The organism is Paenibacillus sp. GCM10012306, from assembly GCF_042649265.1.
Classification (GTDB): domain Bacteria; phylum Bacillota; class Bacilli; order Paenibacillales; family Paenibacillaceae; genus Paenibacillus_AQ.
Map to the genome: position 1 here is coordinate 358352 of NZ_JBHRYW010000005.1, position 18885 is coordinate 377236.

20 protein-coding genes and 1 other RNA gene are annotated in these 18885 nt (G+C 49.5%); 16 read left to right on the forward strand and 5 right to left on the reverse strand.

The window, feature by feature from the left end; all coding sequences use genetic code 11:
• Positions 1-300: 300 nt before the first annotated feature.
• From ACFORK_RS14300 to ACFORK_RS14310, 3 genes are all read left to right on the forward strand, one after another.
• The gene (locus tag ACFORK_RS14300) at positions 301-1146 is read left to right on the forward strand and encodes a YesL family protein (protein WP_379199939.1); all 846 of its coding nucleotides are present in this window, start codon (positions 301-303) and stop codon (positions 1144-1146) included.
• A gap of 104 nt (positions 1147-1250) precedes the next feature.
• Positions 1251-1443, forward strand: a non-coding RNA gene (gene ssrS, locus ACFORK_RS14305) — 6S RNA.
• Between the two features lie 157 nt (positions 1444-1600).
• Positions 1601-1990 carry a DUF1499 domain-containing protein gene (locus tag ACFORK_RS14310; protein WP_066371822.1) on the forward strand — a complete coding sequence of 130 codons (390 nt, stop codon included), beginning with the start codon at positions 1601-1603 and terminating at the stop codon, positions 1988-1990.
• A 154-nt stretch (positions 1991-2144) separates the two neighbouring features.
• Here ACFORK_RS14310 and tpx read toward each other — a convergent pair whose 3' ends face one another.
• Positions 2145-2669, reverse strand: a complete 525-nt coding sequence (gene tpx, locus ACFORK_RS14315; protein ID WP_379199941.1) for a thiol peroxidase — start codon at positions 2667-2669, stop codon at positions 2145-2147.
• A 113-nt stretch (positions 2670-2782) separates the two neighbouring features.
• On the opposite strand from tpx, the gene ACFORK_RS14320 reads away from it, so the two are divergent.
• Together ACFORK_RS14320 and gltC are read left to right on the forward strand one after the other, a co-directional pair.
• Complete coding sequence (locus tag ACFORK_RS14320) at positions 2783-3415, forward strand: rhomboid family intramembrane serine protease (protein WP_379199943.1); 633 nt, start codon at positions 2783-2785, stop codon at positions 3413-3415.
• A gap of 5 nt (positions 3416-3420) precedes the next feature.
• Positions 3421-4332, forward strand: a complete 912-nt coding sequence (gltC, locus tag ACFORK_RS14325; RefSeq protein ID WP_379199945.1) for a glutamate biosynthesis transcriptional regulator GltC — start codon at positions 3421-3423, stop codon at positions 4330-4332.
• Positions 4333-4503: 171 nt separating this feature from the next.
• Here gltC and ACFORK_RS14330 read toward each other — a convergent pair whose 3' ends face one another.
• Entirely contained in the window at positions 4504-5172 is a 669-nt protein-coding gene (locus tag ACFORK_RS14330) for a zinc metallopeptidase (RefSeq protein ID WP_379199947.1), read from the reverse strand.
• 36 nt (positions 5173-5208) lie between these two features.
• Positions 5209-5640, reverse strand: a complete 432-nt coding sequence (locus tag ACFORK_RS14335) for a MerR family transcriptional regulator (RefSeq protein WP_379199949.1) — start codon at positions 5638-5640, stop codon at positions 5209-5211.
• A gap of 609 nt (positions 5641-6249) precedes the next feature.
• On the opposite strand from ACFORK_RS14335, the gene ACFORK_RS14340 reads away from it, so the two are divergent.
• The 5 genes from ACFORK_RS14340 to ACFORK_RS14360 all read left to right on the forward strand — a co-directional run bounded on the left by ACFORK_RS14340 (position 6250) and on the right by ACFORK_RS14360 (position 10527).
• Positions 6250-7641 (forward strand): ammonium transporter, encoded by a 1392-nt coding sequence (locus ACFORK_RS14340; protein WP_379199951.1) that lies wholly within the window; start codon positions 6250-6252, stop codon positions 7639-7641.
• A 31-nt stretch (positions 7642-7672) separates the two neighbouring features.
• The gene (locus tag ACFORK_RS14345) at positions 7673-8755 is read left to right on the forward strand and encodes a DUF294 nucleotidyltransferase-like domain-containing protein (protein ID WP_379199953.1); all 1083 of its coding nucleotides are present in this window, start codon (positions 7673-7675) and stop codon (positions 8753-8755) included.
• On the forward strand, positions 8752-9501 hold the full coding sequence (locus tag ACFORK_RS14350; protein WP_379199955.1) for an exonuclease domain-containing protein: 750 nt from the start codon (positions 8752-8754) through the stop codon (positions 9499-9501). Before ACFORK_RS14345 ends, ACFORK_RS14350 begins: the two co-directional genes overlap by 4 nt.
• Before the next feature lie 113 nt (positions 9502-9614).
• The gene (locus ACFORK_RS14355; protein WP_379199957.1) at positions 9615-9902 is read left to right on the forward strand and encodes a hypothetical protein; all 288 of its coding nucleotides are present in this window, start codon (positions 9615-9617) and stop codon (positions 9900-9902) included.
• Positions 9903-9966: 64 nt separating this feature from the next.
• Positions 9967-10527 carry a TlpA family protein disulfide reductase gene (locus tag ACFORK_RS14360; RefSeq protein ID WP_379199959.1) on the forward strand — a complete coding sequence of 187 codons (561 nt, stop codon included), beginning with the start codon at positions 9967-9969 and terminating at the stop codon, positions 10525-10527.
• Positions 10528-10611: 84 nt separating this feature from the next.
• Here the strand turns inward: ACFORK_RS14360 and cimA are convergent, their stop codons facing one another.
• Positions 10612-12231 (reverse strand): citramalate synthase, encoded by a 1620-nt coding sequence (cimA, locus tag ACFORK_RS14365; protein WP_379199961.1) that lies wholly within the window; start codon positions 12229-12231, stop codon positions 10612-10614.
• Between the two features lie 197 nt (positions 12232-12428).
• Between cimA and ACFORK_RS14370 the strand changes: the two genes are divergently transcribed.
• The 3 genes from ACFORK_RS14370 (at position 12429) to ACFORK_RS14380 (ending at position 15702) form a co-directional block, all read left to right on the forward strand.
• Positions 12429-13721 (forward strand): DNA polymerase IV, encoded by a 1293-nt coding sequence (locus ACFORK_RS14370; RefSeq protein WP_379199963.1) that lies wholly within the window; start codon positions 12429-12431, stop codon positions 13719-13721.
• Positions 13722-13883: 162 nt separating this feature from the next.
• Entirely contained in the window at positions 13884-14126 is a 243-nt protein-coding gene (locus tag ACFORK_RS14375) for a ferredoxin (protein WP_379199965.1), read from the forward strand.
• A 130-nt stretch (positions 14127-14256) separates the two neighbouring features.
• Positions 14257-15702: a L,D-transpeptidase gene (locus ACFORK_RS14380; protein ID WP_379199967.1), complete on the forward strand. Its 1446-nt coding sequence runs from the start codon at positions 14257-14259 to the stop codon at positions 15700-15702.
• Between the two features lie 4 nt (positions 15703-15706).
• Here the strand turns inward: ACFORK_RS14380 and ACFORK_RS14385 are convergent, their stop codons facing one another.
• Entirely contained in the window at positions 15707-15838 is a 132-nt protein-coding gene (locus tag ACFORK_RS14385) for a hypothetical protein (protein ID WP_379199969.1), read from the reverse strand.
• A 211-nt stretch (positions 15839-16049) separates the two neighbouring features.
• Here ACFORK_RS14385 and ACFORK_RS14390 point away from each other — a divergent pair, with 211 nt between their 5' ends.
• From ACFORK_RS14390 to ACFORK_RS14400, 3 genes are read left to right on the forward strand one after another with little or no spacing between them, the layout of a single operon-like run.
• Positions 16050-17144: a quinone-dependent dihydroorotate dehydrogenase gene (locus ACFORK_RS14390; protein ID WP_379199971.1), complete on the forward strand. Its 1095-nt coding sequence runs from the start codon at positions 16050-16052 to the stop codon at positions 17142-17144.
• A 30-nt stretch (positions 17145-17174) separates the two neighbouring features.
• On the forward strand, positions 17175-17987 hold the full coding sequence (yjbM, locus tag ACFORK_RS14395) for a GTP diphosphokinase (protein WP_379199973.1): 813 nt from the start codon (positions 17175-17177) through the stop codon (positions 17985-17987).
• Entirely contained in the window at positions 17977-18432 is a 456-nt protein-coding gene (locus ACFORK_RS14400; RefSeq protein WP_379199975.1) for a DUF309 domain-containing protein, read from the forward strand. Before yjbM ends, ACFORK_RS14400 begins: the two co-directional genes overlap by 11 nt.
• Positions 18433-18885 lie beyond the last annotated feature (453 nt).

An 18885-nucleotide genomic window follows, 5' to 3' on the forward strand; every position in this document is an offset into this window, starting at 1 on the left:
CAGACTGAACTGTGGCGAAAGTTGAGGAGCTGAGGTTGACAGGAGGGGACCGGATATAAAAGAATGCGCTTCCTAGTAAACTCTTTCTAAAAATTAGAAAAAGACGCTATGCTCAGAATACGAAATCACTCAGAACTCACATGTTTTATTGAACTATATTTTCCTTTATTAACAATTTATTACTTTTTCTATCCATGAGGGAAGAAAACAAATTTTTAATTAGCTTTGATTATTGTATAATATATATTGAGGTATAGTTAAGATACGCAGTATGCGCGAGACAGACAGGAGGAAGGGAAATTGGAGTTTAAAGGAGCAATGGGTGGTTTATACCGCATCACAGAATGGATTTCACGGATTGCGTTCAGTAATATTTTATGGGCGCTCTGTTCAATTCCGTTTCTGTTCGCAGCTGTTATGAAAATTATTATGTTGGGTACTGGCACAGGTGGCCCCAACGAACAGCTGACCTTGAATTGGGCAATGGGCATTTTCGCACCATTTACTGTGTTTCCGGCTACGGCCGCATTATTCACGGTTGTGCGCAAATGGGTAATGGGAAATACGGATGTCGGCACCTTCCGTACGTTCTTCCAGGGGTATAAAGAGAATTATGTAAAAAGTATGCTCGGTGGCCTGATTTACACGCTGCTGATCGTCATTATGTACGTTGATGTGACCGTATACATGACGCAAATGGCCAACTTCAAAATTGTGGGCATTCTGATGCTGGTGCTGATGATTATTTTATTCGTGTCCATGTTTAATTTCTTCTCGATCGTGGTTCATTACCAAATGACCTTCAAACAAGTTGTCATCAACTCGTTTTTGCTGACCGTTGCTCGACCGATTCGTGTGTTCATGACTTTGATCGGAGCTGGGGTACTGGCTTATATAGGTCTGAAGTATCCTGCATTGTACTTTATTGCCATTCCTACGCTGATAGCCATGCTTGCTTTCTTTAACTTCTATGCAACTTACAATAAGCTGCAAATGCAAGTCGAGCAGAGTAAGCTGAAGGAGCAGGAAGCAGAAGAAGCCCGGAAGCTTGAAGAAGAGGGCGAATCTGAGGGTGACAATACTGATGACGAGTCCGAGACGGACAAAGCTGATAACGAAGGCGATAAAGATAACAAACGAGTTTAAATCAATATCGTATAACGCTGCGGAAAACTGGCGAAATTTCTAATCCGTTATAATTTAAAGCGCATACAGGTTTACATTTTCGTCAAAACGCAATATAATAGTTCTAAATCCTGCGATGTACGTTATGGCTGCTCGTTGTTTTGAACCAATGACAATGTCTCGGGAGATCAAAATCGAAACGTGGCTGAAAGGCCCCGCCTATATGGCCTGGGGAATTCAAAAACGAGTTCTGCGATCACCCACCTGCTCTAGCAGGTTCAGAAGACACTGTGGCCGGACGGCATAGGCGGGTTTTCCAATGGTTATGACAGGCGCCCTATTTTCCGTATTATACGGAGAGGGCGCCTTCTTGTCTTGTGAGAACATTCAGAAAGTGAGTATTGCTCTTTTGTTCCTGAGGCAAGAGTGTTACACTTATACTAATGAACATGGGACTTGAAGAGGGGGAAGTATTTTGTCGTTAAAAAGAACCTTGGTCGGCTTGTTCCGCAGCCATGATGGAACGAGTGACCGCGCAAAAGATCCGGCACTGAAGACACGTTACTACAATCTGCAGAAGGACAAGGCTTGGGAAGAAGTATCCGCAACACTTAAAAAAATTCCGGGTTATAAAGTGCTGCATGAGGTGGAGTCAGTCGGAGAGATTATTTTAGAGAAAAAAACAGCCTTAGGCCGTACGCTCGATATCACCGTCTCGGTACTTAATACGACGCCGGTGCGCTGTGCAGTTGATATATATTCCGCTTCCAGAGGTTCCCTGGGTGACCTGGGTGGCAATTACCGCGTAATTCAGCGCCTCTATGGCTCGCTGGACAAGAAGCTTGGCAAATATAAAGTGGATTGAGAACAGCGGCATAGCCGAATAACAATTCCATTAGGGGATTGTATGCGTTTTCGAGAGATATTCGCATAAGAAAAGCGGAAGAAGGGAGGCCTTCTGCCGCTTTTTTCACAAATAATGAAGTGCATACGTGCGTTTGTCTTGCGTTTGTCTTGCGTTAAGCTTGCAGAAGCTCTTTTACAGCGGAGATTGCGGCTTCGTAGTTTGGATGCTCGCCCATTTCGCTCAAGTATTCTACATAAGTTAACTTGTTATCCTTGTCGATCACGAAGATGGAACGCATGTCCAAACGGAGTTCCTTGATCAGAACGCCATAAGCTTCACCGAATGAAGCCGTCTTGTGGTCGGAAAGCGTGATTACACGGTCAATGCCGGCAGCGCCGCACCAACGGGCTTGAGCGAATGGCAGATCTACGCTGACAGTGAGAATGACGACATCATCGCCAAGTTCAGCGGCTTCAGTATTGAACCGACGAGTCTGTGCATCGCACACACCAGTGTCCAGAGAAGGCACAACACTGATTAGCTTGATTTTGCCGGCATAATCACTGAGGGATACCTCTTCTAGAAGATTCTTGCTGAGTACAAAGTCCGGTGCTTGGTCGCCGACTTTCAGTTCGGGTCCGATAAGTGTGATGGGGCTGCCCTTTAAAGTGGCCACGCCTGTTCTTTCTTGCGTCATATCCTTGTTTCCTCCTCGAATGGGCATATTGGAATGTTAGTACCATTATAAATTATAATCTTTTTAAAGGGAGTATGTCCAACAGGATAACTTGTATAAAAGGATGGGTGTTTATGATATTCATACGATATGAGAATTGGCGAAGCTATATCCGGTATTATCCGGTGACCACGCTCTTGCTTTTGGCGAATGTGGTCATGTTTATAATTTTAACAGCTAATGGGGGATCAACCAATCTGGATACCCTGGTCCATTACGGAGCAATCGTGGATAATGGACCTCTCAGGGGAGAGTGGTGGAGATACGGAGCAGCCATCTTTCTACACAATGGTTTTTCACATTTGTTCTTTAACAGCTTTGCGCTGCTGGTCTTTGCACCTCCATTGGAGCGGCTTCTTGGATGGTGGCGGTATGCGCTGCTTTACTTAGGTGGCGGTGTGCTGGCCAATGTGATGTCGATCGTGCTAAGCACTCCCAATGACAACGTGTGGCGGGTCTCGGTAGGGGCCTCAGGCGCAATTTACGCTGTATATGGGGCGTTTCTCTACATTGCCCTACTGCAGAGAACAATGATGGATGAAGGGTCGCGCAAGACGCTCTATGGGCTTCTGCTGACGGGGGTTATTATGACGTTTGCGGTTCGTAATATAGACTGGGTAGCGCATATCGGCGGTTTAGTCGCTGGCTTTTTCCTCTATGGACTGATAATTCGCTTATTTAAAAGAAGCCGAAGACAGGAGAGATGACAAGCGTGGAGCTTAGACAGCTGCAATATTTTCTCAAGGTTGCTCAAAAGGAGCATGTCACCCGCGCGGCGGAAGAACTGCATGTGGCTCAATCTGCGGTCAGCCGCCAGATTCATCAGCTGGAGCAGGAACTGGGAGTGGACTTGTTCATGCAGAAAGGCCGAAACCTGCAGTTAACGCCGGTCGGTCAGCTATTCTGCAAGAGGGTAGAGGCCGTACTCAAAGAGCTTGAGCGTTCGGTGGCGGAGGTGCATGAGTTTCTGGATCCAGAGTCGGGAGAGATTCGTGTCGGATTTCCGCATAGCCTGGGCACGCATCTTATCCCGAGTATTGTAGCGGAGTTCCGCAAACATTTTCCCCATGTCAAATTCCGTTTCAAGCAGGGGACGTATCCGTCGCTAATCAAGGATGTGTTGATGGGTGAAGTAGATCTGGCTTTCATCTCGCCTTTCCCGGAGAGTAATGATCATTTGGCGGGAGATATTGTGATGACAGAGGAGTTGTTCGCGATTCTTCCGCAGAATCATCCGCTCGCCGGGGAATCAGTTATTCGGCTGGATCAGCTGAAGGATGATAAGTTCGTTCTGTTCAGTCAGGGATACTCGCTGCGTCCTATTGTCTGGCAGGCGTGCCTCCAGGCGGGCTTCAAGCCGCAGATTGCCTTTGAGGGCGGGGAGACAGACACTATCCGTGGTCTTGTCGCAGCCGGAATGGGAGTGAGCCTGTTGCCGGAGATGGCGCTATTCCAGACGAACCCACTTCAGCCGGCGCAGGTGAAGGTGGTTGAACCCGTTGTTACCAGAACGGTGGGCCTGATTCACCGCACTGACGGCAAGCTGCCGCTCGTAGCTCGCTCCTTCCGTGCCTTCCTGTTATCCTACTTCAGGCTGAAGCATTCGGGTGCTCCGGTAGGCTAGTTGTACATCTTAATTATATAGAAGACCTAAAGAAACCTCTCTTTGGAAAATGGTAGATCGCGCACCATTTTAACAGGAGAGGTTTTTTGTGTCTTTATTAACACGAATAAGGGGTGTCCCATACCACAACGTGGTATGGAGACACCCCTTAAAAAGATGGCAGATCAGATATTAGTCACGATTGCCGAGGAAGGAAGTTATTAATCTTAGCAGTTCAAGTAGAGATACTAGTGCTGCAGCCACGTAAGTCAAAGCGGCGGCATTCAGAACCTTTGCAACTCCGTGTTCCTCATCATTACGGATGTAGCCTTGCTCCACCATGACTTGACGGGCGCGGTTGCTGGCGTTGAACTCTACCGGCAAAGTAACCAACTGGAAAGCCACGGAAGCCGAGAAGAAAATGATGCCAAGACCGATCAGGTTGAAGGAGCTGAAGAGGAATCCAGCGATCAGCATGAAGGGGGCAATGCCGGAAGCGAAGTTAACTACCGGGAACATCCGGTGACGCAAGGTCAGCATCGGATAATGCACTTTATGCTGGATTGCATGGCCTACCTCGTGACAAGCTACGGATACGGCAGAAATAGAGCTTTCATAATATACAGGCTCCGACAGACGTACAACACGGTTGATTGGGTCATAGTGGTCAGATAGAGCGCCTCTTACAGGTTCGATAGGAACATCGCTGAGTCCATTGACGTCCAGCATGTGACGAGCGGCATCATATCCGGTCATTCCATTGGAGGTTGCTACCTTGGACCATTTGTTAAACGTGCCTTTGACCCTGAACTGGGCCCATAACGAGAAAATAAAAGCGATAATTACTAATAAGTACATCATATGTCATTCCTCCAGAGTGTTGTGTGAACAAGCTGCTTACATTGACGGTCCGTGGGTCAGTAAAAGGCGTATGGCTTCAATACAGGCCAAGCCTTGAGGGAGAAGTGCGGACATCGCTCTGTTCGCTTGCCCGGGCTTCAGCCCACTGATCATTGGTTCAAGAGCTTTGACTTCGCGTTCTAACTGCTGCATGTGAAGCTCTAGCTCTACAAGCTTATCGGATACATCCGCTTCAGGAGCGGCCGTTTTCCATTTGCTCATCATGACCTTGATCTCTTCCAATGTATACTTGTCATGCTTCAATTGAGTAATACGTTCCAAAGCGGCCAAGGTTTCATGACTGTATAAACGATAATTTTTCATGCTCCGCGACTCCGGAGAAATAAGACCTAACTTGGTGTAATAATCAATCGTACGTTCACTGATGCCGGCAAACTTGGCCAACTCTCCAATTCGATACAGGGTCATATCCCCATGTTAACTCACCTCGCTGCTGGGAATCAGACAACCGGGTTGTGGCAGTCATTCCTTATATTTGGCAATCTTAAACCTGTCTCTACAATGATAACAAACTGTAAACCGTACAGTCAAACGTGATACTTACCTAAAGTATATGCTTGCTATGAGGCGAAAATACCTGACATGAACAATGAGATGTCCTGATCGACCCTTCTTATGTCAGCTTTGAAAATAGAGGAGGGATACATCGTTCACATCTATAGAATGGTATGAAATAGTAAAAACATAACACGTGATGTTAAGTGATTCGCGTTTTAGACGGTACTATGAAAACACGAACAATAAGGTTGTGTTATTCGTGAATCTTATTGAAAATACATAAAATGATGATCAGACACAGCAATTCGATGGATGCGGTTACAATAAAAGCGAACGGATTTCTCATGCTATCCTTGGTCGGGGATCTCCAGAGCTTAAGTTAACGCATTAGATGCCGGCTATAAAATAAATAATGAAAAGTTTATAAAAACCCTTGTCAATTTACCTCACTCCTGATTATAATGACATTAAGAGTTTCACAACTTGTTAGAAAATATAACATTAGGGGAGTGGGGAACAATGAGAAAGAAATGGTTGGTTTTGGTGTTAGCGATGATAACACTGATGATCTATCCGGTAAGTGCGTTTGCAGCGGATGGTCCGAGTACTCCGGAACTGCAAATCGGGCTCGACACAGCATTTACCTTCCTGGCCTTTATTCTGGTATTCTTTATGCAAGCCGGTTTTGCACTGCTGGAGGCTGGTTCGGTAAGAATGAAGAACGCGGGTCACGTCGCTGGTAAAACAGTGTTGACGCTAGCGATCGCAAGCCTTTGCTTTTGGGCTGTTGGCTTCGGACTTGGCTTTGGTAACGGCAACGGATTCTTCGGTACAACGGGCTTCCTCTATGGTGGGGATAGCACCGCAGCTTCCTTCGATTCCCTGGCTGGCTCTGATGTAACGCTGAATATTAAATTCCTGTTCCAAATGGCTTTTGCAGCGGTATCGCTGGCCATCGTATCCGGTGGTATGGCGGAACGTGCTAAACTTAGCGTATATATTATCTTCGGGATTATTTTCTCGGTAGTCATCTATCCGGTAGTTGCTCACTGGGTATGGGGCGGTGGCTGGTTGTCTTCTCTGGGTATGCAAGATTATGCCGGTTCCACTGTAGTCCATCTGACGGGCGCAACCGCAGCATTAGTGGCCACAATATTGCTGAAGCCACGACTTGGCAAATTCAATAAAGAAGGCAAACCGGTCATTATTCCGGGTCATAACCAAGTCTTCACTGTCCTCGGTGTTATCATTCTCTGGTTCGGCTGGTTCGGATTTAACCCTGGTAGTGCGCTGTCACCAATGGGTGGTTTCTTCGGACACGTAGCAGTAACTACAAACATTGCGGCTGCAGCAGGCGGCTTGGCAGCACTGATCGCTTCCTGGCTGTATTTCGGCAAATCGGATATCCCTGCTATGCTGAATGGTGTGTTGGCAGCATTGGTAGCTATCACAGGAGCATGTGCCTTCGTTGAGCCTTGGGCTGCAATCCTGATCGGTTTTGTAGCAGGAGCATTCACTTTCATGACAGCACAATGGCTGGAGCGTGCGGGTCTGGATGATCCGATCTATGCGTTCTCTGTTCACGGTCTTGCCGGAATGTGGGGTGCGGTATCCACTGGTTTGTTCGCAACACCTGAATTGGCTGAAACTACGGGTGTAGGTCAAGCGGGCTTGTTCTACGGTGGGGGCTTCCATCAGTTAGGTGTTCAAATCCTTGGCGTAGCCGGAACATTCGTCTTCGTAGCCGCACTGTCCTTTATCATCTTGTATGTTATGAAACTGGTGAATGGCATCCGGGTAACGGAAGAGGAAGAATTGATGGGACTGGATATCAGCGAGCATGGTACCTATGGCTACCCTGAGCAAATGAAGTTGATTACTGATTCGGAATCCAAAGCTGTCAATCGTTAATATAACTTCACTTATAAGGGAGGCGAACCGCTTGGCTTCGATGGAGTCTGCAGGATGGATCAATGAGGACTACTATACTTCCATCGCAACGGCTGGTTCGCCACATGAACTTAAGCAAAGGCGCATCACCTGTCAAAATGTGCTTCTACAGCAGTTGAATGTGATTTCGATTGGTGAATGGCTGTCACGCGTGAATGCCATGCATGATCTCATTGCCAAGGCCGCAGTGCAAATATGCGAGGCGCAGATGAGAGAGGCGGGCTACGGCCCGCCTCCCTGCGCTTATTCCTTTATTGTATTCGGCAGTGCGGGCCGACAAGAAGCTACATTATGGAGTGACCAGGACAATGGTTTAATTGTGGATGGAGAACCGGATGGAGCTAAGAATCGGTATTTCGAAGCCTTTGGTGCACTGCTCTCTGATGTATTAGAGGAAGCAGGGTATGAGAAATGCGAAGGCAAGGTCATGTGTTCCGAGCCTATGTGGCGCAAGACGCTCCAGGAATGGAAGGAACAGCTCGAAGGATGGAGAGAGCAGCTGGAATGGGAGCCAGTTCGCTATCTCATTATTGCTTCAGATATGCGTCATGTTGCCGGAGATGCTGGACTGTCGGCGCAATGGCTGAAGGCTTATCATGAAGGATTCATTGGCAATGAGAAGCTTAGCGCAGCCGTGTTGCGCAACACAGTCCGTCATAAGGCGACGCTTAACCTGCTTGGTCAAGTGCTTACTGAACGATTCGGGGACTACGCCGGAGGCTTCGATATCAAATACGGCATGTATATCCCGCTGGTTAACAGTGTAAGGCACTTGTCTCTGTTACATGGAATTCAGCAGAGTGCTACTTTGAAACGGCTTGCGGAACTGGAGCAACTTGGGCAGTATGATCATCTTGGTGATATCCATACAGCGTTTCTGACAGCACTACGAATGCGATCTAATACACCTTATATCACTCGGGATGGATTGTTGCTCAGCAGTGATTATGTGTCGGAGCAGGACCTTAAGAGCAAGCAGCTGATGTCGGAGCTGCGTGGAAGTCTGCTATTGGTCAGGCGTATTCACCGTGCCTTGCAAAGACAGCTTAGAGCAGCGGAGAGGAGGCAGTCATGAAGGAGCCGAACAAGGGCGGCGGATTCTGGAGCAACTTGAGACAAGGAGGAATGCCGTCGGCGATTGCTTCCATGCGGGGTGGTGAGACGGCGCAGCAGAGCGCTCAGCAGATGGCTTTTATTCGCTCGTTGATGCGGGAGAAGCGGCGGCCCGAAGTGCTGCATACTCCGCTGTCACAGCTGGAAACAGTAATCTTTGACCTGGAGACAACAGGCTTTTCCCACCAGCACGGAGACGAAATTATGTCCTTCGGGGCGATACGGGTGGTAGGAGAGGAGATCAAGGAGGAAGAATGCTTTTATACCTTGGTTAACTGCCAGACGACAATTCCGGCTAACATTACAGAGCTAACTGGAATCTCTGAAGACATGACCAAGACAGCGCCACCTCTGATGGAGGGGCTTCATAACTTTATGTCCTTTGTGGGGCAGCGGGTACTGGTGGCTCATGCAAGTGCACATGACAAAGCTTTTCTAAATGCGGCCCTATGGAAAACCTCTAAGGTTCAGTTAACCCATCGTGTGCTAGACACAATGATGCTGGCTAGATGGCTGGAGCCGCAGCGGAGCAATTACACTCTGGATGAACTGCTGGCCGTGCATAGTATACCGATTAAAGGACGGCATCATGCTCTGGAGGATGCTAAAATGACGGCGCAGCTCTGGGTGGCTTACCTCCGTGAGATTGCCAATCGGCGTCAGGTAGAGACGCTGGGTGATCTGTACGCTTATTTAAGTAGAGCCTAGAGCGGCTAATTCACACAAGCCATTGTGTGTATCCGTGGGCATCCGCGCTGGGCTCTGACCAGTCCACCGTTCCGCGCAAACTTCACAAGACATCATGTGTGTATCCATGATCCATGGGCAGGTGTACAGATGCAGCGGGTAAGGCGCTACGCCCGCGCTTGGCACAAGCTGTTGATGCGCATGCCCCCCGCTGCGGCAGCTACCGGCAGAACTCCGCATGTATGACGTGGACAACTGGACAGCGGGTGGCCTCCCCAGCCCTTGCTGTAAGTAAGAATCCATCCGAGTGGACTGGATCCTTCTCCGGCGTGCTGTCAATTGTTCACCCCTCTCTTCATTTGGATTTCGTCCTCAGCGGCGGAGTCCTTTTTTTATGTGCGACAAATTTATGGGTGGTTTGAAACTTTACCGAATGGGGGTACAATAGTTAAGAAACTATCCCATTTCGCAAAGGAACAGACGCCAATGAAAGCTGTTAATAAACGGAATTTAGCGGTAGTAGCCTTGATTGTTATTCTGGGTGTGCTTGTAATGTGGCGTGAACGGGGATCGGAAGCGGTAGCTGTATTCAATTCGCAGGAGCTGCCCACCGAATCTGGACCTCGTGCCGGATTGCTGGCGCCAGCGTTGAGCCTTCAAGGAAGTGATGGCAGCACATATCAAGTAGGCGGCAAAAGAGAAAAAGCCGTCATGCTCAATTTCTGGGCTTCTTGGTGCGATCCCTGCCAACAGGAGGCTCCAGAGCTGAATGTTATTGCCCAAAAGTATAAAGACAAGCTGGATATTTACGGCATCAATGTGACCAGCCATGATTATAAGCCGAATGCTGAGCGTTTCGTGAAGAAGTTCAAGCTGACTTTTCCGGTGATGTACGATCTGAAGGGCGAAGCCTTTGCCAAATTTAATGGCGCGGTCTTTCCGACCAATGTGCTTATTGACAAGAACGGTGTCATCTCCGAGATTATACTGGGTATCCTGACGCCGGAGGAATTGGAAGCGAAGATCGTTACACTTACTGGTTCTTAGAAAAGGAGAATCATTAGCACCTGAAAAATCCCACTATCAGCAATGACGCTGCTGATAGTGGGATTTCCTGTGTTCGCGGCTTCGTTAATGGTTAACGAGACCTCTTGGCTCATGTTCTTCCAGCTGCTCATGCACCTGGGAAATCTGACCAAGCAAAGCATAACGCATACTGTCGACTAGTGCTTCCCAACTGGCTTCAATCACGTTGCTGGATACACCAACAGTACTCCAGGTTTGATGGTAGTCTTTCGACTCGATCAATACGCGTACCTTGGCCGCTGTTTGATCCTGTTCATCCAGAACCCGCACCTTATAATCGGAGAGGTGCATTTCTTTGAGTTGCGGGAAGTAGGTTAGCAGAGCCTTACGCAGCGCGTTGTCGAGCGCATTGACCGGACCATTGCCTTCCGCGGCGGTGTAGAGGCTCTCTTGCCCGACCCGGATTTTGACAAAGGCTTCGGAGACAACAGGGCTGCCGGCATTTTTCTCCACCAGCATTTTGAAGGATTCGAAGACAAACAACTCATTCACTTCACCTGTTGCTTCACGAAGCAGCAGCTCTAGTGAGGCGTCTGCACCTTCGAACTGATAGCCTTGATGCTCCAGTGTCTTGATCTTGTCGATAACTTTGCGAGCCTGTTCGCTGCTTGGATCGAGTTGAAGTCCCATGTCCTGGGCTTTCGACAACACATTGCTCTGTCCTGCGAGTTCTGAGACGAGAACGCGTTGCTTGTTGCCGACAAGCTCGGGCGCGATATGCTCATAGGTACGCGAATCGCGCAGGATGGCGGAGACGTGAATACCGCCTTTGTGAGCAAAAGCCGCATTCCCTACATAGGGTTGATTCACAGGCATGTTCACATTGGCCACTTCGCTAATAAAGCGGGCGGTGTTGGTGAGCTGTGACAGATTATCGCCCGGAATACAGTGGTAACCCATCTTAAGCTGCAGCGTAGGGATGATGGAACACAGGTTGGCGTTGCCACAGCGTTCGCCGTAACCGTTGATGGTTCCCTGAACCTGGCGGACACCTGCACCGATGGCGCTAAGCGTATTGGCCACTGCCAGTTCGCAGTCATTGTGGGTGTGGATCCCGAGCTTAGCGTCTGGCAGCCGTACCGTCAATGATGTTACGATCTCCTGTATTTCATGGGGAAGTGTTCCACCATTCGTGTCGCACATGACCAGCCAGTCTGCGCCGGCTTCTTTGGCTTTGGCCAAGACTGCAGCGGCGTATTCGGGGTTATTTTTATAACCGTCAAAGAAATGCTCGGCATCAAAAATAACTTCAAGGCCCTTGTGCTTCAGAAAAGAAATGGAATCCCCAATCATGGCGAGATTCTCCTCCAGAGTAGTCTGGAGTGCGGTATGCACATGGAAGTCCCATGACTTACCTACGAGTGTGGCTGCAGGCACGCCTGCGTCAAGCATTCGCTGCAGATTGTCGTCATGCTCAGCCAGAGAGTTCTTGCGGCGGGTGCTGCCGAAGGCGGTGATTTTGGCGTTCAGGTGAAGCTCCTTGACTCTTTTGAAAAATTCGATGTCTTTATTGTTGCTTCCCGGGATGCCACCTTCAATATAGTGCACACCCAGATCATCGAGTTTCTTGGCGATCTTCAGTTTGTCGTCGGCCGACAGACTGATACCTTCACCTTGGGTGCCGTCGCGCAACGTTGTATCGAAGATGGAGATGGACTTTGACATGATAGTCCTCCTTAAGGGAAATGAATTCATATATTATAGCATTTTTACGCGGGAATGTAACAGAGAACTTTTTTGCACGGCAACGTGGTAGAGAACGTATGTGCTAAAAAAGAAGGTGCGGCAAGTTGACCTTCGCTCAGGGTAGCGGTATTCTAATTCTGACAATAGAAACCATAAGAGGATAGAGGGTAGATATTGTGCAGAATGTTGACCAATATTATCCTGCAAGCGGCCGTGTGATCCTGCATGTGGATATGAACGCTTTTTACTGCTCTGTTCATGAGGCGGAGGACCCGGCTCAATATAAGGACAAGCCGACGGCCGTGGCCGGAAGTGTGGAGATGCGTAAGGGAATCATTGTGACCTGCTCCTATGCTGCACGCCGACTGGGAATCTCTACGGGAATGCAGGTGCAGAAGGCGCTGCGGATCTGTCCATCGCTAACTGTTATTAAGCCAAACTTTCATCTATACCGCAAATATTCCAATGCGTTCATGCAGATTGCCTATAGTTATACTCCTTTACTCGAAGCAGTCTCCATTGACGAATGTTATCTGGATATTACCGGCTCTCGCCAGTTTGGGACACCGCTGGAGATTGCGGAGAAGATCCAGCGCCGCATTATGGAGGAGCTGGGCCTTCCGTGCTCCATTGGAATTGCTCCGAATAAACTCTTGGCTAAGATGGCCTCCGATCTGAAAAAGCCGAACGGTATTTCCGTACTGCGGCTGCGCGATGTTCCGAATATTCTGTGGCATAAGCCCTGCAACGAAATGTTCGGGATTGGCGGGAAGACGGCGGAGAAATTAAGGAAGCTTGGGATTTACAGCATTGGACAGCTGGCTGCCGCCGACGAGGTGATGCTGACTGAGCATTTTGGTGTAATGGGTTCCTGGCTGAAGCGGGCAGGTAATGGGATCGATCATGGTGTCGTCAACCCGGAGCGGGAACAGAGCAAGTCGATCGGTCATACGACTACTCTGCCGCAGGATGTTATAGGCATCGCGGAGGCCCGGCCTATCCTGCTCAACCTGAGTGACCAGGTAGCAAGGCGGCTGCGGAAGCAGGGTCTCGTGGCTGCCGGTATCCAGTTGACCATCCGTACGCCTGATATGAAGACGATCACCCGTTCGCGGCAATTGGATGCACCTACAGAGACGGCAGAGGATATCTACAAGGCGGCCTGTGACTTGTTTGTGCGCCATTGGCGGGGAGATAAGCCCGTGCGATTGCTTGGCGTGACCTCTCAAGGGCTGTCTCTCAAAGAAGAGGCGGCGATCCAACTGGATCTGTTCGATTACGAGCGTCAGCCCAAGAAGGAATCGCTCAATAAGACAATGGACATGCTGCGCAATAAGTTTGGCGAGAATGCGGTGCTGACGGCAGGAATGCTGAGCGACACGCATTCTTCGTTGCTACGTAACCACAAGGATCGAGGCACCTCGCTGCAGAAAGATAATCTCGGGCATTTGGAGCGGGATCAGGACTGAAATAAAGGCATGGCTGTCACCTTAGGTCAGCTACCATATTTTGAGGCAGAAATGCAAACGTCTTGAAATATCATTGAAATTGCATTCCTTTTATATTAATATGAGACAAATAACAGACCGTTCATACGGCGCTGCATTGTTTAACAGGAGGCAAAGATAAATATGGCTAAGTACACTTGGGTCGAGAAGGATACTTGCATTGCATGCGGTGCATGTGGCGCAACGGCCCCTGATATTTATGATTACGATGATGAAGGTTTGGCGGAAGTTATTTATGAGAATGACGGAAACCACGGCGTAACAGCAATTCCAGATGATCTGTTCGACGATCTGCAAGATGCTTGCGACGGATGCCCGACAGATTCCATCAAGATTGCGGACGAGCCGTTTAATAAAGAAGGTTAATTCACCCGCGATATTATTGTCATACGACATAAAAGACATCCTTTGGCACATTTTCGGTGCTGGGGATGTCTTTTTTTTCTTGTCTGACCGATAGTAATAATGAAGGAATCTTTTAATAGCGGAGGTCCCGATGAAAAATATACAGCATCTCAAAGCTTACGTGCAGATGCATCCTGACAACAAGATGGCATGGTACTTGCTTGGGAAAGAATATTATAAGAACGGACAGCAGGGCAAAGCCAATTATTGCTTCAACCAGTCCGGGGAGGTCTATGAGGCTTTCGAGCATAGCAAGGTGCCAGCTGAGATGCTGCGCGAGTATGAGGAAGGTCTGCTTCAGGCTGGGCGTGAGCGAGACCGAAAACACAAGAAGATTCGCCGCGCGCTGCTGGCACTAATTCTCTTGTTGCTGGTAGCCATCCCTTCGGCAGCTGCACCTGGGCTTGTCCGGCCATGGGAAGCCGATGGGGCTTCTGCTCCGGCTCTGGCTTCGGAGGATTCAGACACGGCTGATCTTGCCGAGACTCCTGCGATGGCTAAACCGGAAAATAGCCAGGCTCCGAACAAGAGTCAGCTATCCTTCACTGCGGTAGAAAGTGGAGACGCTTCCTCAGCCGGCAAGGTGCTGGTCGCGCTGCTCGGTAGCAAGCAGCCGGTCTCCAAGACAACGGTACTCGGCATGAAGCGTCAAGGACAATGGCTGATCTGGAAGAAGCGGCTGCCACTGATTTCTACGCTTGAAAAGACGGGTAACGGAGCCATCGAGTATCAGTCCTATGAGCCTGCTGTCTGCAACTGTAAGCCGCCAGAGCATGGCGAGCTGGCCAAGCGGGCTGGAGAGTGGCAAGACGCACAGGAAGAGCAGGCTGTGTTGTGGAGTGCAATGAAGGCCTACCAAGCCGCTAAGGGAAAGCTGCCGGATGCAATGAAGGATCTCGCTGGACCGTTTCCCGGGAATTGGCTGGGGGGCGTCACACCGGCTATGAAGCAGGCATTTAAGCCGCTCAGGGCGGCGGCGATCCCGGGAGCCAAGGGAGATCAACCGGAACAGCAGGATACGGCCCAAGCGCCCCAAGGAGCTGCTGGAAGTGGGTCAGGGGCCGGCGGCGGGGCTCCGGGCCAGCCCTATTTTGCCAGCCCGCTTACTATTATTATAGATAAAAAAACACACCGTCTGGCAGTCGTCAGCGGCTCGGTGATGCTGCGTAACTATGAAGTGGGTCTTGGTGGTGACCGTACTCCCGAGGGGCATTTTGTAATTTCAGATAAGGTCGTTAACCCGAATGGGCATGACAACGGAGAGTTCGGTAGTCGCGGTATGCAGCTTTCCGATACGAATTATGCCATTCATGGCACGAATGATGTGAACAGCATCGGCAAGGATGAGTCGTTGGGATGTATCCGGATGAGGCGTGGGGATGTAGAGGAATTATTCGCACTGGCGCCTAAAGGAACGAAGGTAGAAATAAGCAAAGGGGTTCTGCCTGCAGAACTGCTGCTGCCGAAGGAACGCTTCTCACCGGCAACTTCAGCGAATCAGACCAACCCCCATAAAAAGTACCACTGGTTGAACTAGTGGCCTAAAGCACAATCAACAGCACAATAACTAAGATAATGAGCGCTGCAAGACTGACGCCGATCCACAAGAGGGCTTTGCGGTTCACTTCTTCCTTCTTCTGCTGCAGTGTAGGGGGTTTACGTTTAGTTGACATACAGTTCGACCTTCTTTCTCTTATAATCGGTGATTACCCTTACATTGTAATGCGTTTACAATAAAATTACTATACTTGGCATCCGGGTCCTTTGGGGCGGAAAAGGGCAAAAAACTTTTCTTTTCACCCGGAAAAGGCTAAAATCAAGTAGAAACCTACAGAAGCGGGGAGACTTAAGCACTAGCAATGACCCCATGAAGGAGCGAGAAGGGTGCTGTATCGTAATTTTGGAAAACCGATTTTCTTCAAAATGGACGCCGAGAAGGCGCACCATCTGGTCGTTGGCGGCTTGGACAAAGCGGCATTCGTGCCTGGTGGCAGCGCGGCTCTGCGACTGATGTACGGGGTGCCGGAGACGGCCGACATGGCTGTCGATTTGTTCGGGGTTCATTTTCCTACCCCGGTGGGACTGGCTGCGGGCCTGGATAAGAACGCCGCAGCGGTGCCGGGATTTTCTTCCATTGGCTTTGGCTTTATGGAAGTGGGTACGGTGACGCCCAAAGGACAGCCGGGCAACGAGAGCCCACGCTTGTTCCGCCTGCCCTCAGACGAGGCTCTGATCAACCGGATGGGCTTTAACAATGACGGAGCTGAGGCTATGGTCCAGCGCCTGAAGGCGCTGAAGCACCGCAGAATTCCGGTTGCGGTCAATATTGGACGGAACAAGGCGACAAGTAATGAAGCGGCCCATGAGGATTACCGCCAGTGTATCCGTACGCTGTATCCGTACGGTGATTTTTTTGTGGTGAACATCAGCTCGCCGAATACACCAGATCTGCGCAGCCTTCAGCATGGCAGTGAGCTGTCGTTCCTGCTGGCCCAGGTCAAGGAAGAGATGGAAATTCAGCGCAAGGCGACCGGACTGAACAAGAGCCTGCTGGTGAAGATCGCTCCCGACGTGAGCGACACCGAGCTGGAATATATGGTACATACGCTGACTGAAGCAGGGATGGACGGTATTATCGCTACTAATACTACGATAACCCGTGAGGGGCTGAGCCACGAGAAGGCGGGAGAGGCCGGGGGGCTCAGCGGGAAGCCACTTCGTGACCGTTCCACCGAAATTATCCGCAAAATCTATCGTCAGACCGACGGCAAAATGCCGATTATCGGCTCGGGCGGGATTTTCACCAGTCAGGATGCCTATGACAAAATTCGGGCGGGCGCCAGCCTGGTTGAGATTTATACAGCCCTTATCTATGAAGGGCCTGAAGTGAACCGGAGGCTGCATGCCGGATTGCGGCAATTGCTGCGCCGGGACGGATTCCGTACACTTTCCGAAGCGGTGGGCGCGGATCATCACTGAGGAAGACGAAAGGACAGGAGGACGAAGGCGATGGACGGAAGGGATTGGGGAACTTTTTTACTTCCATATGAGCAAACTGTGGAGGAACTGAAAGTTAAGTTTAAGACCATGCGTTCGGAGTTGAAGAAAAGAGAGGAATATACGCCAATCGAGTTCGTAACCGGACGTGTGAAGAGACTATCGAGCATTCTTGAAAAGGCTAAGCGCCTGAATGTGAAGATGGAAGATCTGGAGACGGGCATCGAGGATATTGCCGGCATTCGCATTATGTGCCAATTCGTGGAGGATATCCGCAGAGTGGCTGAATATATCCGGGCCCGCAAGGACCTGGAGGTCCTCTATGAGAAAGATTACATCACCAATTATAAAGAGAGCGGCTACCGCAGCTTTCATATGATTATTAAATATCCTGTACAGACGGCCCTGGGCCAAAAGATTGTGCTTGCCGAGATTCAGATCCGCACGCTGGCTATGAATTTCTGGGCGACGATCGAACATTCCTTGAATTATAAATACCGCGAAAGCCTGCCGGATGAAATCCGGTTGCGTCTGAAGACAGCAGCGGAAGCGGCATCGATTCTTGACAGTGAAATGTCCAGTATCCGTGAAGAAATTCTGGATGCGCAGAAGACCTTCGAGGAAAATTCGAATACAACCACGCAAGTGCTGAAGGCGATCCACCAGTTGTATTTCTATCATCTGGTCAATGAGGCCATCGAAAGTCAGGAACGGTTCAATGAAATCTGGCAGGCTCATGATATGGACGCGATGAAGGGTCTTCTGGACCATGTACGCGGACTTCTTTCGGAAGCGAAGAAAGGCGATTTGCCAGATGGGCTATGAACCGCTGTACCTGGAATATCTGGTCTATTTCAACAGGGACAGAGATTATTTCGAGTGTCATGAGGTGCTCGAGGAGCTGTGGCTTGCCAAGGATAAAGATCCTGTGTATAAAGGATTGCTTCAGATCGCTGTAGGACTGTTCCACTTCCGGAATAACAATGTGCGCGGCGGGCGAATGATGCTGGAGAGTGCGGTTTTCAGGCTGGAGCGAGAAACGACCAGGGAGCTTGGTATTGATCTCGTGAAGCTGGTGCTTGAAGTGAAGGACTATGCCGCCCGTCTGGAGCAGTTCGAGCACCAGCCATTCGCCTATTACGATCTCACGATCGACATTATCGATTCGGTGCTGGCGGATGAAGTCTCCCGGGTGAGTGACAATCTTCAGCCGAACATTCCCCAGCGCCGCAAGCCGCAGCGACCATCGAAGACCAAGAACAGGCACTGATTTTATTTCGGGGTTCTTTTGGGGCGATAGTGAAGCGATGATTTCAAATGTAAGACTTAAATCGACTGCGCGGCGTTAAAGCTAGAGTTAAGGCTAACGCTAGGACTAGGTAGGGCTAACGCCAACGGTAGAGCTAGAGCTAACGGTGGGGCTAACGCGAAAGCTAACAGTAGTGGTAGAGCCGTAGGCTATTGGTCGCTGCTGATTCACTCCTTAAGGGCTTCATCGTCTAATTCAATCGATGAAGCTGTACTCTCAAATAACAGCATTTTTGTACCTTATATTTTTCATTTTGCGGAAAATAGAGGATATAAGAGCATTTTTGTAGCTTATTTTCTGAATAATATGCTTCAGGGTAGGCCTGTTGATTAGCCAAAAAAAGGTAGAAAAAAAGCCGCCCGTTCGTTACAGTGTTTGTACCCCTACAAACAGTGGAAACGAGGCGACTTCATG

Coding starts and splice junctions, on each gene's coding strand:
- ACFORK_RS14375 (WP_379199965.1), top strand. CDS start 13,884: ATGGCTAAGTACACTTGGGTCGAGAAGGATACTTGCATTGCATGCGGT.
- ACFORK_RS14380 (WP_379199967.1), top strand. CDS start 14,257: ATGAAAAATATACAGCATCTCAAAGCTTACGTGCAGATGCATCCTGAC.
- ACFORK_RS14320 (WP_379199943.1), top strand. CDS start 2,783: ATGATATTCATACGATATGAGAATTGGCGAAGCTATATCCGGTATTAT.
- ACFORK_RS14360 (WP_379199959.1), top strand. CDS start 9,967: ATGAAAGCTGTTAATAAACGGAATTTAGCGGTAGTAGCCTTGATTGTT.
- cimA (WP_379199961.1), bottom strand. CDS start 12,231: ATGTCAAAGTCCATCTCCATCTTCGATACAACGTTGCGCGACGGCACC.
- ACFORK_RS14330 (WP_379199947.1), bottom strand. CDS start 5,172: ATGATGTACTTATTAGTAATTATCGCTTTTATTTTCTCGTTATGGGCC.
- ACFORK_RS14340 (WP_379199951.1), top strand. CDS start 6,250: ATGAGAAAGAAATGGTTGGTTTTGGTGTTAGCGATGATAACACTGATG.
- yjbM (WP_379199973.1), top strand. CDS start 17,175: ATGGACGGAAGGGATTGGGGAACTTTTTTACTTCCATATGAGCAAACT.
- ACFORK_RS14350 (WP_379199955.1), top strand. CDS start 8,752: ATGAAGGAGCCGAACAAGGGCGGCGGATTCTGGAGCAACTTGAGACAA.
- ACFORK_RS14355 (WP_379199957.1), top strand. CDS start 9,615: ATGGGCAGGTGTACAGATGCAGCGGGTAAGGCGCTACGCCCGCGCTTG.
- ACFORK_RS14335 (WP_379199949.1), bottom strand. CDS start 5,640: ATGACCCTGTATCGAATTGGAGAGTTGGCCAAGTTTGCCGGCATCAGT.
- ACFORK_RS14400 (WP_379199975.1), top strand. CDS start 17,977: ATGGGCTATGAACCGCTGTACCTGGAATATCTGGTCTATTTCAACAGG.
- tpx (WP_379199941.1), bottom strand. CDS start 2,669: ATGACGCAAGAAAGAACAGGCGTGGCCACTTTAAAGGGCAGCCCCATC.
- ACFORK_RS14385 (WP_379199969.1), bottom strand. CDS start 15,838: ATGTCAACTAAACGTAAACCCCCTACACTGCAGCAGAAGAAGGAAGAA.